This is a genomic window from Paenibacillus tyrphae, assembly GCF_027925525.1.
Taxonomy (GTDB): Bacteria; Bacillota; Bacilli; order Paenibacillales; family NBRC-103111; genus Paenibacillus_G; species Paenibacillus_G tyrfis_B.
Window position 1 is genome coordinate 19,693 of record NZ_BSDJ01000027.1, and the last position, 17,631, is coordinate 37,323.

A 17,631-nucleotide genomic window follows, 5' to 3' on the forward strand; every position below is an offset into this window, starting at 1 on the left:
GCTTATGTGCGACTATTTACGGGAGATGATTGGAAATGGTAATGGTAGTGCCTAAACTGGAAGATCGATTGATCGAATCAACGCAGCCAATCCGCTATTTTACTCTGGCTGTTAGTATTTATCATCTCTTTGATACAGGGTTATTCGACGTTCTCGTCGAGACTGGCTCCGCATCTGTCGGCGAGCTGGCGAACAGGCTGGAATTGGATGAAGAGAAATTAGAGGGGTTTCTCAAATATGCAAAGAACGAGCAGATTGTGATCGAGGAGAACGGCCGATTCCGATTAAGCCCAAAAGGGGCTGAACTGGGAGATTTTCGGGGCTGGTATACAATGATGATCGGCGGGTATGCGGAAACGTTCCTCCAGGTCGGAGGCAAGCTGAAGGCGAACTCCGGGTGGGCCAGTCGCGATTCGATGAAGGTAGGGGTGGGAAGCTGCGGCATCAGCCATTACGATGCGATACCTTTGACTCAAAGCCTCATGTCCCGCATTCCAGGCGGATGTCATCGGCTTTTGGATCTGGGGTGCGGAAACGGTCTGTATTTGGTTGAGTTTTGCAAGCTGTACCCTGATATCCAGGCTTGGGGAGTCGAGCCGAGCGAAGGGGGCTACGCGGAGGCGGTCAAGCTCGTGGAGGAGTATGGTTTGCAGAATCGGATTCGCTTGACCTGCAGTCCGGCCATCGAGTTTTTTGAAGGCGATTTTGATTATGAACCGGATTTCATCGTATTGGGCTTTGTACTGCACGAAATTCTCGGACAGGACGGCGAAGAGGGCGTCATCCGCTTTTTGACACAGATCACGGATCGCTTCCCGGAGATCCATATTATCATTATTGAGGTTGACAACCGCATCGACGACCCGGACATGATGAATCACGGTTTAGCTAAAGCGTACTATAACCCCTATTATCTTTTGCATTATTTTACACGTCAGCGTTTGGAGACGGAGAAGTACTGGGACAACCTTTTTGCACGTCTCAATCTCACCGTGAAGGCGAAAGAAACTGTGAACCACCATGTCGACTCTACTGATTTGACCATTGGTTATTTATTACAAAGGGGGAAATGAGCGGATGCAGCGGATTACCACTTCGGATAGCCCCTTTACTTTGCTCCAGCAGCGGTTGCAATACGTCAGTCTTCAGCCGGAGAAGCCATGGCGGGTATGGGTAGAAAATGTCCCCCAATGGGAGACCCAATCGCCTACAGCGCAATTTGAATTCCCGCTCGTCAGCGAATACGCCCCTTGTGAAGGCTATCCGTTTTTGTTAGACGCCATTCGCAATCGGGAAAACGGGATGTACGGCTTGCAGCTTGAGCAGGACCAGATCCTTGTCACCAACGGAGCTCTTCACGGGCTTTCGCTTATTTTCCGTTCCTTGTACCGGCCTCATGCGGTCGCTCTTTGCCAGGCTCCTATACTGGGAAGCATCGCTACAATTTTGGAAAGCTATGGTTATACAATTAAGTATTTTACTTCGCATCAAGGCGAGCTTGATATCGAGAGGCTTAAAGCGGAATGTGCCGACCCGAACGTGAGCCTGGTTTATGTCAACACGCCCCATAACCCGACCGGAGACATCCTTTCCCGGAATACCCTGGCTCAACTTGCTGAACTGGTTCAACGCAGGGGGATTAACCTGGTTGCAGACATGATTTACGACAGTCTTACCTTTGATGGCGCGCAGTCGTTCACACCGCTCGCGGCAACCCCTGTATGGAAAAACGTCTATGCGGTAAATTCGATGTCCAAAAATTACGGCTCTCCCGGCCTGCGGATCGGTTGGGTGATGTCGGACCGGGAAAATATACGGCGTATGGCCGGCTTTTTTGAGCAAGAATGTGTCGCCATCTGCGGCATAGCGCAAAAGCAAGCCCAGCTTTTACTAGAACGCGGCAATCGGGATTTGGTAGAGACGATCGCCGCGCGAAAAAAATATGTAGAAGCGAAGCTCGCGGCTTTTCAAGGTATCAGCTATATGGTCCCTCGAGGCGGAACCCAGTTCTATGTGCAACTGCCGGTGGACGATATCGACTTATTTGCAGATTATATGCTGGTCAATTACAGTTTTGCGATTACAACCATAAGCAATTATCAGGGCGGAACAGGCTCTTATATCCGAGTTCCAACCGTGTACCCGATAGAGACGACTGAAGCTGCATTGGAACTTCTTGCGGAAGGGATCAAATCTTTTAGCTTCCATTACATAATGTCTCCATAAAGGGTGAGTAACCGTGACGAAATGGCCGTTGACCAATTCGCAGAAAAGAATTTGGTATGTGGAAAACATCTACCCGAATTCGAATATTCATAATGTTGCTCTTGCGATGCATTTTAAAGGCTGCATTGATTTTAGAACTTTGGAGATGTGCATTCAGATCTTTATTAGCAAACATCCGGGCATACGTATTCAGATCGGACATAGCAATAATGAAACGCATCAATACGTCGTTGAGCAGCAAAAGCCTGTGGATTTTATTGATTTCAGCAAGCAGGATCAGCCAGAAGCGGCTTTCCATGCATGGGTGAAGAAGGAAATGGCTGCGCCGTTCCGGCTGGAGCATTCGCCGCTGTATCACATGACGATGTTTCGCATTTCAGACGAGAATACAGGATTCTTCTATCGGTTTCACCATATCATTGCAGACGGCAAATCATTGACGCAAATCATCGTCGATCAAATCGTCGAGCTGTATGAGAAGCTGACGGCCGGGGAACCGGTGAATAAGGAAGTGGAATTCTCCTTCCTGGATTCGATCGACAATGAGCAGGCATATCTCGATTCGAAGCGATTTGAGAAAGGCCGGCAATTTTGGCTCGATAGATTCAAGGATTTGCCGGAAGCTTTCCCCATTCGTTCGAGTGCAATGATTAGCAAGCGGACAAGGTTCAAGCTCAGTCTTGAACAAACCGGGCGAATGAAACAATTTGCCGATCGACATCAGATATCCATGAACACCTTCTTCGTGGGTGCCATGCTGCTTTATTTGAATAAGTTCGTTCAGCAAAATGATTTGATCATTAACACCCCTGTCTTGAACCGCTCGGGGCACCAAGAAAAAAATATGTTCGGTATGTTTACGAGTACCATGCCACTACGAATTTACATCGACGAGCAGCAGTCCATTTTAGCTGTATTGCAAAGCGCTCAGAAAGAATTAATGAGATGCTACGCGCATCAAAAATATCCATACAACCTTCTCCATCAAGATCTACAACTCAAGAAAAAAGGAATCGATTCGTTGTTTGAGGTAATCGTCAACTACCTTGGCACGAGGCCTCCACGAGAAATGAACGGCGTTCCGCTGGAACTCGTGGAATACACCAGCGAAAAACAAGCGGAATCGCTTCAGTTTATTATCAAGGATTGGTCCCTGGACGGGAGCTTGTTAGTCGAGTACGACTACAAGACGGACCTGTTTACGGACGAAGAAATCCGTTTCATGCATACCCGCCTGCTGTTTCTGATGGATATCATGATGCAGCACGAATCTGTCACGGTCTCTGATCTTAGTCTCGTGAGTGAAGAAGAGAAGCGAACGCTTATCTTTGACATGAACCGTACGGAATCGGAGTATCCCCTACATAAATCGATCAGTGAATTGTTTGAAGAGCAAGTGAACAGGACGCCGGAACGCCAAGCGGTAACGTTCGGTCAACAAACGTTAAGCTACCTCAGATTGAACGAACAAGCGAATCAAGTGGCATGGGGTCTTATTGGGCAAGGCATAAAGCCCGAGCAATGCATAGGCATCTTGTCGGAGCCCTCGCTGGAAATGATGATTGCCATTCTTGGAGTGCTCAAAGCGGGATGCGCTTATGTGCCTATCTCCGCAGCATATCCTAATGAGCGCATCGATTACATCATTCAAGATAGCGCGCTGGAAATCATCCTTTCGACCAAAGCGCAGTTTGAAATCGCAGGATATTCGGGCAAATGGCTGGTAGTGGATGACGTTTTGCAGAAAGTGGAGCTCAAGGATAATCCCGCTATTCGCGTGTGCCCGGAGCAGCTGGCTTATGTGATTTACACATCAGGCACAACGGGCTATCCCAAAGGCGTCATGATTGAAAACCGGAATGTCGTCAACCTGGTCGGCACTCTGCATGAAACGATCTACCACAATGACGATCAACCGCTGCATATTGCGCTTGTCGCTCCCTTCGTATTCGATGCTTCAGTGCAGCAAATGTTTGCCGCTTTGCTGGGAGGATATCATTTACATATCGTGCCGGAGGAAGCGCGCGTAGACGGCAGGCAATTGTTAGCTTTTTACAACCATTATCGAATCGATGTTTCCGACGGGACGCCGGCGCATATCAAATTGCTGCTTCAAGACGATTCTACGCGGGGACACGCCATTCACGTGAAGCGACTTATTATTGGGGGAGAACCGCTCTCCTCAGATGTCATTCGCGCGTTCTATGCGCATTTTCAGATGGAACAAACCCAAATCACGAATATATACGGCCCGACGGAGTGCTGCGTCGATGTCACTTCTTACACGGTCACCAAAGAATCGTTGGATCAGTATAAGATCCTGCCTATCGGGACTCCACTGCATAATTCCAGTCTGTATATCATGAACAAGGACATGCAGCTTAGGGGGATCGGCGAGGTCGGAGAAATTTGCATTAGCGGGACCAATGTAGGCAGGGGATACCTCAATCGTCCTGATTTAACGGCTGCCGCCTTCCTCCCTAATCCGTTCATTCCCGGTCAGCGCATGTACAGGACCGGTGATCTTGGAAGGCGCATGCACAACGGCACGGTGGAAATTTTGGGACGCAGCGACGATCAAGTGAAAATCCGCGGCTATCGGATCGAGCCGGGCGAGATCGAAGCTCAAATCCGCCAGTATCCCGGCGTCAAGGAAGCGGTGGTACTTGCCCGAGCGGGGCGGGATTGGAATAGGCAGTTATGCGGTTATTATGCGGCTAATCATGAAATCGAGACGAACGCGCTCCGGGCGCATCTGTCCCGTATATTGCCCGACTATATGGTGCCTTCCTATTTTGTGCAGCTCGATCGCATTCCTTTATCGCAAAACGGCAAAATCAACCGGCACGAATTGCCCGATCCTGATCTCGAAAAGGAATCGTCCGCCGCATTTGCTCCTCCGGAAACGGAAAAGGAACTGTTGTTGGCCAGCGTTTGGAGAGACGTACTGGGTGTGGAAATAGTGGGCCGTCACGATAACTTCTATGCTTTGGGCGGCGATTCCATTAAAGCGATTCAAATCGCCTACAAGCTCCAAGATTGCGGCTTTTCGATCAAAGTAGCGGAAATGCTGTCCAGCCCTGTATTCATGGAGATGTCGGAAGTGATGACCGCAAATGGAACCGGCCAACAGCAAGGTTATTTGCAAGGTGTTGTTCCTCTCACTTCTTTGACGGCAGGCGTGGAATCGATCATCTTACATCTGACAAGCGAATCGGCTACCCATCAAGTGGGCTCGTGCCTGACGGAGCTGGTACGCCACCACGATTCCTTGCGGCTTGTTATGGACATCGAAGGGAATGGATTAAGGTACGATGACCGCTACACCAAGGAAGAGCTGAAACCGGAATCGATCGATCTCGCGAATGTGCATGCTGACGATTTGGAAGAGCACCTTGCATGCCATATTGGGCGCATTCATTCCATGATTCAATTGAACGGCTCACCCTTATTCAGAGGATGCTTGTTCGATTTGGGCGAACAAGGAAAACGGCTGCTGTTGGCCGCTCATCGCCTCATTGTCGATCCGACTTCGTGGAGAATCATCATCGAGGATTTGGCTGGCATGATCGACAGCATCCGGCGGGGAACCCCCATTGTCTTGCCGCCTAAGACGCATTCTTACCAAGAATGGGTATTAAAGCAAAGCGGGCTCTCTACGGAATCTGGAGCCGTTAACCAAGAGCAGGAGTATTCGGCATCCGGCACGGGTTACCGCGTCGTCAAAGACTTTTCTCCTCTGCATACCGAATGGCTGCTGTCCAAGGCTAATGAAGGTTACAACACGGAACCGGGTGACTTGCTAGCCATGGCCGTCGCTTTTGCCGCGAACGACATGTCTGACGACAACCCCATGCACATAGCGCTCGAGATCGACGGCCGACAAGACCAGGCCGGGCAGTTGGAGGCGGCCAGAACGGTGGGCCGCTTTACAAGCTACTGCTGTCCGGTGCTGACTCATGATCCTTCCGGGTCTATGTCCCAACGAATAAAAGCAGCCAAGGAGCAGCTGCGTCATGCGTCCGCCTCTCCTGTTTTGCGGCTCTCCGAGCAGCCTGATATTTGCCTTCAGGGCGTAAGAAGCTGGGATCATATGCCTTCCTATTCTTGGGTCTCCATCGATCAGGAAGGAAAGTACCGGGAGATAAGCCCGGGCGCGCCGATGACAGGCTTGCTGGCTATTGCGCCAATCGTCGAAGAGGGGACGCTTCAAGTTATCTTCACCTCGAATGCCGGCCTCTATGCCGAAGACGCACTGAGCAAGCTGGCGGCATTGTTCGCCCAGCACCTCATCCGGATTATGGAGCACTGCTTGAGCTTGAATCATACTGAATATACGCCGTCGGATTTTGATTCCGCAGATATTTCACAGGAAGATATCGATCATATATTTTCGTTATAAAAACGAAGGAGAGTCGCTATATGAGCTTGGATGCTATTGCGATTATCGTAATGAGCCTTGCGGGGAGCTTTGCTCTTGTCACTTTGGTTTATATGCTCCTCGTCCTTGCCCAGATCGCAGGCAAAACGAGAACCTATCGGAGCATAGGACGACGGGCTATGGCAAGCTTCCTGCTGACTGTCACTTTTATGGCGAGTCTGGGATTCGGCATTTATAGAATCCCGGCTCTGCTGGGGCATGATCCATCCTGGCAGCGCCTGTCGGAATGGGCCCCGCCAAGCCTACTGCCGGCGGCTATTATCCTCTATGCAGCTATGGTGATCTTCTACGTGTATGCGGTATTGATCGCTTATTTTCCCCGGAAAAACGAAAAGCCGTGGTTTTACTTAGGAACTTTAAGTATACTGGGCGGCGTAAGCAATGCGTTAATCATCTTCTGCATCAATATCGCCGTCGCAGGCGGCCGCGCGGAATTAAACAAAATGCTGCTGTATTTCACGCTGGCGCTGACCTTTTACGTCATTTCCCAAGTATTGGTCAGAAAAAAACTAATCTCGATTGCGAACGAGCTCATCTACGACAAGCGCATGACGATGATCGACACTTATCTTCGTTCTCCCTACGAGAAATTGGAAAATGTCGAGAGTGGGCGGATCTATTCGAGCTTAAACAATGAAATGGAAGTCATTAGCGAATTCGCGAATACACTCATCACGGTGTTGACGAGCTCAATCACGCTGATCAGCTGTTTTGTGTATCTAGGGGTGTTAAACCCTTATGCGCTGCTGCTTCTGTTTTGCGTACTCGGGCTTATTGTGCTGATCTTTCACAGACAATCCGGAAAGCTGGACGCGATTTGGGAGAACGTCAGAGACCTGCAAAGCATGTTTCTCGATTTTATCCAGGATATGGTCGGGGGCTCCAAGGAGCTCTCGATCAATAAAAAGAAAAACGACCAGTTCCGCGGGGATATCGAAGCCAGCTGCAACGTTTACATGGAGCGGAGAATTGTTGGAGAAGTCAAGTTTGCCTATGTCACCATCATGAGTGAGATCAGTTTTATTGTCATTATCGGAACGGTTGTTTTTCTATTCCCGCATCTGTTTCAAAGCCTAGATGTCGCCACGCTGCAAAGCTTTGTATATCTATTCCTGTTCATGATCGGGCCTATTACCGTGTTATCGGGCGCGATGCCCAATATGATGCAAATGAAAATCAGCTGGCAGCGCATCAACCAATTTATGCATGATCTCGGAGCTTTGCCGAGGTCTCAACCGGATGTCTCGGATTTGGCCGGTGCCGATCAGACTACCCCTGTAACCTTGGAATTGGTAGATGTCCATTTCAACTATACGGGCGATAACGGCGAATCGTTCATGGTAGGTCCGATTAATCTTCGCTTTCATTCAAGTGAAATCTCATTCATCACGGGAGGGAACGGCAGCGGGAAGTCAACGCTGGCCAAGCTTATCACAGGGTTGTACTCGCCAACCCAAGGCGAGATTCGCATCAATGGGCGCCCCGTCGGGTCCGCGCAATTGGGAGAATATTTCTCTACCATTTTCAGCGACTTCTACTTGTTTAAGAGAATGTACGGCGTTGACCTGGAACAGAAAGGCCCGCTGGTCGCAGAATACTTAAAGCTGCTTCGCATTGAAGACAAGGTCGAAGTGAAAGACAATGCTTTCAGTACGGTTAAGCTGTCTACCGGACAAAGAAAACGGCTTGCTTTTCTCATCAATTACTTGGAAGATAAACCGCTTTGTCTGTACGACGAATGGGCGGCCGACCAGGACCCGGAGTTCCGCCGGTACTTCTATGAGGTGCTGCTGCCCGAATTAAAAAAGGAAGGCAAATGCATCATTGCGATTACCCATGATGACGCTTATTTCGATTTAGCGGATCAACTCGTCAAACTGGAGTTCGGAAAGCTGCAGAAAGTTGAACATCGTCAGGTTCGACGCACACAGCCGGCGGAATTACATTTCTCCACTAATCTCAATGCGTAAGGGTGAAACTTTATGAACGTATTTGAAGAATGGGAATCGAATGTGCGATCTTATTGCAGAACCTTTTCAGATGTTTATAGCAGCGCTAAAGATAGCGTCATGGTAGCGGAAAACGGGAAACGTTATATTGATTTTTTTGCTGGCGCCGGCGCCCTGAATTATGGGCACAACAACGCGTATATCAAGCGAAAAATTATGGACTATCTCGAAAATGACGGCGTTATTCACGGATTGGACATGTTTACCAAGGCGAAACAGGCGTTTATTGAAACCTTCCAGAGGGAAGTTCTCGCTCCTGGCCGTTATCCGTACAAAATGCAGTTTTGCGGTCCGACGGGTACGAATGCGGTGGAGGCGAGCATCAAGCTGGCCAGGAAGGTGACGGGGCGTACGGGCGTATTTTCGTTCATGGGCGGATTCCACGGCATGTCGCTCGGAAGCCTGGCTTTGACCGGCAACCTGTACAACAGGGCGGGTGCGGGAGTTCCCCTCTCGCATGTGACGTTCATGCCTTACCCATACGGCTTCATGGATACGTTCGATACCATCGCCTATATGGAAGCTGTTCTGACGGATGAAAACAGCGGGATCGAGAAGCCGGCAGCCATCATCTTCGAGACCGTGCAGGCGGAAGGCGGCGTGATCGTCGCCCCGGTTGAATGGATGCGCCGACTGAGCGCTTTGTGCGAACGGCACGGCATTTTATTGATATGCGACGATATTCAAGCGGGATGCGGGCGAACGGGAACTTTTTTCTCCTTTGAACGCGCAGGCATTGTCCCTGATCTTGTCATTCTTTCCAAATCGATCGGCGGCTATGGATTGCCGATGTCGCTCGTTCTGATGAAGCCTGAGCTCGATATTTGGCACCCTGGGGAGCACAACGGCACCTTCCGAGGCAACCAGTTGGCCTTCATTGGCGGCACGGCTGCCCTGGAATACCGCAAACAAGTGAATTTGGAGCAGGAGGTAGCAGCGAAAGCCGCATTCCTTGACAGCTTTTTGCATAAAGAAATTGCTCCTCTTGACGCCAACATCCAGATTCGCGGCATTGGGATGATCTGGGGGATTGATGTCTCCAATCTTACGGATAAAGCGATATCGAAGAAAATTGTCGCAGAGTGTTATGAGAGGGGACTCATTATCGAAAGGGCGGGAAGAGGCGATACGGTCATCAAAATCATGCCGCCTTTAAATATCGAGACCGAGCTTTTGATGCAGGGCATGGCGATCATTAAGACGAGCATGCAAAAGTTTTGTGCGCAAGAAGTTTGCAGCGAGAGACAAGGCGTTTATGCCTAATCATAGGGGAGAGACCATGAGCAAGCCAGTGATTACGAAAGAGAATGTCGAAGATATCGTTAATTTGAGTCTTATGCAGGCCGGCATGCTGTTTCACTATATCAAAAACCCGGATTCGAATATGTATTTTGAGCAATTCGGTTTTCGGATAACGGGTGTCATCGACATTGATAAAATTAAGCAAGCCTGGGGCAAGGTCGCTGCCGACAATGAAATGCTGCGCACGGTTTTCAAGTGGGACAACATCGATCGGCCGGTTCAACTGGTCCTCAAGCAATTCGACCCGCCTGTGCTGACGATCGATTTGACCCCTTATTCCGCGAATGATCAGCTTGCGCAGCTGCAAGTCATCAAAGAAACGGATCGGGCGCAAAAGCTGGTCCTGGAGTCTGAGCCCTACCGCATTCTGCTCTGCGTACTGTCCGACAATGAAATCGAAATGATTCTATCCAATCATCATATTTTGTTTGACGGCTGGAGTATGGGGATTCTGCTCAAGGAGTTCCAGGACGCCTATAATCGTTTGCTTGATGGGAAAGAGCATCAGAAGCCGAGGAAAGGAAAATACAAGGAATTCGTCAAATGGCTGCAGCTCCAGGACAAAGGTAAGTCGTTAACCTACTGGAAGCGTTATTTGGCCGCATTCGAGCCTACCCGGCTGAAGACCAATCAGGTCCATGAATCGGACGATTATACCGTGGATCACTTGACGTTCAACGTCTCGGAAACGGTGTACCGCGAGGCCCAGGATTTGGCGATAGCCTCCAACCTTACTCTAGCTCCCCTTCTATATGCGGCTTGGGGAGTGCTGCTGCAGCGGTATACAGGCGTGGACGATGTGGTTTTTGGCTCGGTGGAATCGGTGAGACCCCATCAGCTGAGGGAAATGGAACAAGTCGCAGGCTTGTTCGTTAATACGCTGCCGACAAGAGTGAGCTTGACGGCGGGCGCGAGCGGGAAGTCCCTCATCCATCAGATTTCCGAAGACATGAAGGCGCGGGAAAATTACCGGTATACGTCTCTTGCCGACATCAAAGCGGAATGCGGTTTGAAAAATAATGAATGGTTTGATTCCATCGTCGTACTGGAAAATATCCCTTTTGAACACATTTTTCATACCGAAGGCAGCCGCCTTCAAATTCGCTCCTTCGCCGGCAGCGGCAAGACGAATTACGATATTTGCCTGAAAATGTTTCTGCACGAAGGGCTATCCTTACATTTTGAATATAATCAAAATTTGTTTGACCGCCCTGCTATGGAGAAGCTGGCTCACCATTTTAGCGTGCTTTTGCATGCAATCGTCCGCAATCCGGACGGTCTCGTGGCCGATCTCACGATGATAACGGACGCCGAGCGGCGGCAACTGGCCGCTTTTAATGATAGGAAGGCCGACTATCCGCGGGATAAAACCATTGACCGGCTGTTCGAGGAGCAAGCGGAACGAACGCCCGAACGAGCAGCCGTCTCCTTAGGCCAGGAGCAGTTAACCTATCGGGAATTGGATGAAAAGGCGAATCAGATGGCCCGGGCGCTGCGCAGGCGCGGGGTTGGCTCCGGCAACATCGTTGCCATTAAGCTGGAACGTTCGTTAGAGATGATTGTCAGTTTTCTCGGCGTATTGAAGGCGGGCGCTGCTTTTGTACCGATCGATCCCAAGTATCCGCATGAAAGGGCCAGGCTGATCCTGGAGGAATCTCAGGCCGCTGTTCTGATCACGCAAACCCGTTTGATGGACCCGGGCTTGACCGGGACGCCGGTACTGGATGTGGAGACGGAACCGCTGGAGGAAGAAAGCAAAGCTCCCGTAGATTATGTCAATACGCCGAATGATTTGCTCTATATCATCTACACATCGGGTACGACAGGCAAGCCAAAGGGCGTGATGCTGGAGCATCGCAACCTGGTGAACCTGCTCTATTTCCAATTTACTCAGACGAATATCGACTGCAGCGGCAGCGTGCTGCAATATACGACCTTGAGCTTCGACGTGTGCTATCAAGAGGTCTTTTCCACCTTATTGTCCGGTGGGAAGCTGCATCTCATTGATAATGATACCCAAACCGATGTCAACCGGCTATTGGAAGTCATTGCTGGCAATCAAATCGAGGTGCTGTATTTACCCGTCTCCTTTCTCAAATTTGTTTTTCAGGACAGCGATTTTGCGGCCCGTTTCCCGACCTGCGTCCGGCATATCGTGACAGCCGGAGAGCAGCTCGTTGTCAGCGACGAGTTAAAAAAGATGCTCCGTGCGCAAGGCATCTACCTGCATAATCATTACGGTCCTTCGGAAACTCATGTCGTGACGACGTATACGGTCGACCCGTCGAATCCGATTGCCGATTTGCCGCCGATCGGCCGACCGATTGCCAATACGTCCATTTACATTCTCGATGCGCACCGTCAATTGGTGCCTCAGGGCGTAGCGGGCGAATTGTATATCGCCGGGGATAATGTAGGCCGGGGATATGTCGACAATCCGATGCTGACAGCGGAGAAGTTTTTTCCCGACCCGAATCATCCGGGAGGAAGAATGTACAGCACGGGCGATCTGGCGCGCTGGCTGCCTAACGGTAACATTGAATATTTAGGCAGAAAAGATGATCAGGTCAAAATTAGGGGGCACCGGGTTGAGCTCGGCGAGATCGAATCTCAATTGCTGCGGCATCCGCTCGTTAGGGAAGCTTCCGTGAAAACATGGCTGGAAGCGAACGGCAGCCCCTATTTAGCAGCTTACATCGTGCTGGAAGAAGAAATGAGCTTCGGACAGTTGCGGCAAGATCTGGCGTATTCGTTGCCGGAATACATGCTTCCTTCTCATTTTGTCTGGATGGAGAAGCTGCCGATTACGTTAAACGGGAAGGTCAACAAGAATGCACTGCCGCAGCCGGCCAAGGATTTGCTTAACGAAACGGCATACATACCGCCTAACAACCCGGCGGAAGAAGCGCTATGCCGCATTTGGCAAGAGGTGCTTGGCGTTGCGAAATTGGGAATCAGGGACAACTTCTTTGAACTCGGCGGCCATTCGTTAAAAGCGATGTCCCTGATGTCGCGTGTTCATAAGCTTATGAATGTGAAGATCGCCCTGCGGGATATATTCGAGCATCCGACGATTGAGCAATTGGCTAAAGTCATTCAACAACAGAATAGTCATCAATTCATATCCATTGTCAAAGCGGAACAAAGGGACTACTATCTGCTGTCGTCCTCGCAGAAGCGGCTGTTCATTCTTCATCAACTGGAAGGCGCCGAGCGAGCATACAACATGCCGGAAGTGCTGCTGCTTGAAGGAAAGCTGGATCGCGGACAACTGGAGCATGCCTTTGCCGGTCTCATTGCAAGGCATGACGCGCTGCGCTCTTCGTTTGAACTGATCGATGGCGTTCCTGTTCAGCGCATTCATCCGACCGGCGATTTTCGCATCGGTTATCTCGAGGCGTCGGAAACGGAAGCGAAGGCAAGCATTGACGGCTTTGTTCGTCCATTTGATCTGAGCCAGGCGCCGCTTATGCGCGTGGATTTGATCAAGATCGGAGAAGATAAGCATCTATTGTTGTTCGACATGCATCATATCATTTCGGACGGCATGACGATCGGCCTTCTTTTGCGCGAATTAAGCGAGCTTTATGCGGGGAACACCCTGCAGCCGCTTCATCTTCAGTACAAGGATTACTGCGTATGGCAACAGGATTTCATGCAAACGGATCAATATAAAAAAGAGGAAGCCTACTGGCTGGACGCGCTGGCCGGGGAAATTCCGGTCCTGGAACTGCCGACGGACCGTGCCAGACCGGCGCTACAAAGCTTCAACGGCGACCATATTCAGGTTGTGTTAGATCAGGATTTGTCTGAGCAGCTCTATCAATTGGCCGGCAGGACAGGAACGACCCTGTTCATGGTGCTGCTGGGGGCGTATGCAGGTCTCTTGCACAAATTAACCGGCAAAGAAGAATTCATCGTAGGATCGCCGATTACGGGAAGACCGCAGGACGAACTGACGAACATCATGGGGATGTTCGTCAATACGTTGGCGCTGCGCATGTTCCCAGCAGGGAATAAACGGTTTTCGGACTTTTTGAAAGAGGTCAAGCACACGGCATTATCCGCGTATGAGCATCAGCAATATCCGTTTGAAGAATTGATTGAGAAGCTGAACATCCGCAGAGATATAAGCCGTAATCCAATCTTCGACACGATGTTCGAGCTGCTGAATGTGGAGCTTGCTTTGGAATTGACGGATGTTCAGGCAAGGCCGTACAAATTCGGCTATTGCGCCTCCAAGTTCGATTTGACCTTTAGCGTGCTTGAAGAAAAAGGCGGCATTAAGCTTATTGTTGATTATTGCACAGCCTTATTCAATAAGGAAACGATTGAACGATGGGCCCGGTGCTACGTACAGCTGTTAAGGCAACTGGTTCATGAGCCGGACGCTGTGCTGGGCGACATCGAACTGTTGTCCGAAGCAGAGCGGGAGCACATTCTGGTTGGATTTAACGATACCGCTGCGGCTTATGACACGGAGAGCAGGACGTTTCATGAACTATTCGAAGAGCAAGCGGCAAGAACGCCCGAGCAAACGGCGCTTGTTGTCGGGGAAGCGGAATGGACATATGCCGCTTTGAATGCGCAGGCCAATCGCTTGGCTCGCGCGCTACGGGTCAAGGGCGTGCGGCGCGAGACGATCGTTGGCATTATGGCGCGCCGCTCCGCGGATACGATCATCGGGGCGCTGGCCGTTATGAAGGCGGGTGGGGCGTACCTGCCGATCGATCCTGCCTACCCGGCGGGGCGGATCGCGTACCTGCTGCGCGACAGCCAGGCTGCGCTGTTGTTAACCCAGCGCGAGCTGCAAGGGCAGATCGCGGAGCTGCTCGCGGGCAGTCGGGCGGAGGAGTCCTCCGAAGGCGCAGGCTTCAGCGGAGAAGTGCTTTATTTTGAGGATGACGGTTTGGAGGCGGTGAGTTCCGCCCCTGTAGAGCTTCTCAGCGGGCCGGAGGATTTGGCCTACGTCATCTATACATCGGGGACGACGGGCCAGCCCAAAGGCGTGATGATCGAGCACCGGAGCTTCGTCAACGTCGCCATGGCTTATCGGACGGTCTATCGATTGGATCAATTTCCGGTGAGACTGCTGCAAATGGCAAGCTTCTCTTTCGACGTGTTTTCAGGGGATATGGCGCGTACCTTCGCGAACGGCGGACAATGCGTCTTATGCCCGGAGGAAGTGCGGGCCGATATTCCCGGACTGGCGAGGCTGCTGCAAGAACGAGGCATCACGATCTTTGAATCGACGCCGGCGCTGATTACGCCGTTATTCGACTATGTGCAGGAGCAGGGCATCCCGCTGCCGGAGCTGAAGGTTGTGATTGTGAGCTCGGACAGCTGCTCCGTGGAGGAGTATGCTAAGCTGCAAACGCGGTTCGGCGCGGACATTCGGATTCTGAACGTGTATGGCGTGACCGAAGCGAGCATCGACACGAGCTACTACGAGGAGCCGCTGGACAAGCTGCCCGGCGCGGGGTATGTGCCGATCGGCAAGCCGATGCCGAATATGCGTATGTATGTGGTCAATGACCGCATGCAGCTGCAGCCGGTCGGCGTGCCGGGGGAACTGGTCATCGGCGGCGCCGGCGTAGCGCGGGGATATTACCGGAAGCCGGAGCTCAGCGCGGAGAAGTTCGTAGCGAATCCGTTCGTGCCGGGCGAGCGCTTGTACCGGACGGGCGACCTGGTCCGCTGGATGCCGGACGGCAATCTCGAATATTTGGGCCGGATCGATAACCAGGTACAGCTGCGCGGTTACCGCGTGGAGCTGGGCGAAGTGGAGTCGAGGCTGCTGCAGATCGCTTCCGTGCGGGAAGCGGCGGCTATCATCCGCGATGACGGGCAGGGAGAGCGGTATTTATGCGCGTACGTGGTGGCGGATGAAGACCTGGCCACCGCGGGGATGCGGGAAGATTTGGCGAAGACGCTACCTCATTTTATGATCCCGTCGTACTTTGTACAGCTGGAGCGGATGCCGTTGACGCCGAACGGCAAAGTCGACAGAAAGGCGCTGCCTGCGCCGAACCGGGAAGAGGGCGACGTATCCTATGTAGCGCCTAGGAACGAACTGGAAGATAGGCTGGCCGCGATCTGGCAGGATGTCTTGCGCCTTGCGCGCGTGGGGGTCCGCGACAATTTCTTCGAGATCGGCGGGCACTCGCTCCGAGCCACCGCGATGATTTCGCGCATTCATAAGGAATTGAATGTCCAGCTGCCGCTGCGGGAAGTTTTCCTGTCACCCACGATAGAAAAGCTGGCTTTCGCGATTGAAGGGCTGAACGGCAACTCGTTTGCAACTATCGTCAAAGCGGATTCCCGCGCGTATTACCCGCTCTCCTCCGCACAAAAGCGTCTCTATATACTGCAGCAAATGCCGGGGTCGGAGCTCATTTACAACATGCCGCATGCGATGATGCTTGAGGGAAGGCTGGAGCGGGGGCGCTTGGAAAAAGCCTTGTCCGCGTTGATCGAACGGCATGAGGCCTTGCGTACATCCTTCGAGATGGTAGACGGCATGGTGGTGCAGCGCATTCATCCGGCGGTGGATTTCCAAGTGCGGTACAGGCAGTCAACGGAAGAGCAGTTGGACGCTCTGGTGAAAGCTTTTGCGCAACCGTTCGATTTGGAGCAAGCGCCGCTGTTCCGGGTTGAGCTCATCGCTTTATCGGAAGAGCGCCATTTACTGCTGTTGGATATGAATCATATGATTTCCGACGGTTTTTCTCTGGACATTATTCATCATGAGCTCGGCGAGCTCTATGCAGGGAAAGATTTGCTCCAGCTGGACATTCAATATAAAGACTATGCGGTTTGGGAGCGGAAATATTTCGACAGCGACATCTTCAAGGTTCATGAAAATTATTGGTTGTCCGCTATGGCGGGAGAACTGAGCACGCTGCAGGTACCAACGGATTATCGGCGTTCCTCCGTTCAAAGCTTTGCCGGCGATACGGTCGCTTTTAGCATTGACAAAGAGCTCACCGACAAACTCCGGCAATTGTCTATGCAAACGGGAACCACATTATACATGGCGCTCATGAGCGCCTATCACATCTTGCTCCATAAATATACCGGACAGGAAGATATTCGCGTGGGCTCGCTTATTGCCGGAAGGTCCCATGCGGACCTTGAGCCGATTGTCGGTATGTTCGTCAATACGCTGGTGATCAGAGCGGCGCTTTCCGGAGAAAAAACGGCAGCCGGTTTCCTTCAAGAGATGAAGCAAACGACGCTTGCCGCGTATGAACATCAAGATTATCCGTTTGATAGGTTGGTGGAGAAGCTGGGGCTGAAGAGGGATCTAAGCAGAAATCCGCTCTTCGATACCTTGTTTGCCCTGCACAATACGGAAAATAGGGAGAAGAAGCTGTCGGATGTCGCCATGAAGTACTTCCCGCTTCCTTTTGCGGTATCGCTGTTTGATCTCTCCTTGGATGTGGTGGAACTGGGAGATACCCTTTATTGTACGTTGGATTTCATGACATCGTTATTTAAGAAAGAAACCGTTCAGCGGATGAGTAACGACTGGATCTTCATTCTCCGGACGATGACCGCAAATGTGGAAGTTCAGATCAAGGATATCCACCTGCAAACGTTCAAGCCTTTAACGAATACCGTGGATGAACCGATTGAGTTTATTTTTTAACA

The 17,631-nt window shown here is 51.2% G+C and carries 6 protein-coding genes; all 6 read left to right on the forward strand.

The window, feature by feature from the left end; translation table 11 throughout:
- The first annotated feature begins 35 nt into the window (after positions 1–35).
- The 6 genes from QMG93_RS25700 to QMG93_RS25725 are packed head-to-tail and all read left to right on the forward strand — an operon-like array spanning position 36 to position 17,629.
- Positions 36–1,073 (forward strand): 2-ketoarginine methyltransferase, encoded by a 1,038-nt coding sequence (locus QMG93_RS25700; protein ID WP_281941590.1) that lies wholly within the window; start codon positions 36–38, stop codon positions 1,071–1,073.
- A 4-nt stretch (positions 1,074–1,077) separates the two neighbouring features.
- On the forward strand, positions 1,078–2,226 hold the full coding sequence (locus QMG93_RS25705; protein WP_281941593.1) for a beta-methylarginine biosynthesis bifunctional aminotransferase: 1,149 nt from the start codon (positions 1,078–1,080) through the stop codon (positions 2,224–2,226).
- A 13-nt stretch (positions 2,227–2,239) separates the two neighbouring features.
- Complete coding sequence (locus QMG93_RS25710) at positions 2,240–6,628, forward strand: amino acid adenylation domain-containing protein (RefSeq protein ID WP_281941595.1); 4,389 nt, start codon at positions 2,240–2,242, stop codon at positions 6,626–6,628.
- A 20-nt stretch (positions 6,629–6,648) separates the two neighbouring features.
- Positions 6,649–8,637 (forward strand): cyclic peptide export ABC transporter, encoded by a 1,989-nt coding sequence (locus QMG93_RS25715; RefSeq protein ID WP_281941597.1) that lies wholly within the window; start codon positions 6,649–6,651, stop codon positions 8,635–8,637.
- A 12-nt stretch (positions 8,638–8,649) separates the two neighbouring features.
- Positions 8,650–9,939, forward strand: coding sequence for a diaminobutyrate--2-oxoglutarate transaminase (gene ectB / locus QMG93_RS25720; protein WP_281941599.1), 1,290 nt, complete (start codon positions 8,650–8,652; stop codon positions 9,937–9,939).
- 16 nt (positions 9,940–9,955) lie between these two features.
- Complete coding sequence (locus tag QMG93_RS25725) at positions 9,956–17,629, forward strand: non-ribosomal peptide synthetase (RefSeq protein ID WP_281941601.1); 7,674 nt, start codon at positions 9,956–9,958, stop codon at positions 17,627–17,629.
- Positions 17,630–17,631: the final 2 nt, after the last annotated feature.

Bases quoted from the DNA above. Each gene is read 5' to 3' on its own strand.
- QMG93_RS25725 (WP_281941601.1), top strand. From the start codon at position 9,956: ATGAGCAAGCCAGTGATTACGAAAGAGAATGTCGAAGATATCGTTAAT.
- ectB (WP_281941599.1), top strand. From the start codon at position 8,650: ATGAACGTATTTGAAGAATGGGAATCGAATGTGCGATCTTATTGCAGA.
- QMG93_RS25715 (WP_281941597.1), top strand. From the start codon at position 6,649: ATGAGCTTGGATGCTATTGCGATTATCGTAATGAGCCTTGCGGGGAGC.
- QMG93_RS25700 (WP_281941590.1), top strand. From the start codon at position 36: ATGGTAATGGTAGTGCCTAAACTGGAAGATCGATTGATCGAATCAACG.
- QMG93_RS25705 (WP_281941593.1), top strand. From the start codon at position 1,078: ATGCAGCGGATTACCACTTCGGATAGCCCCTTTACTTTGCTCCAGCAG.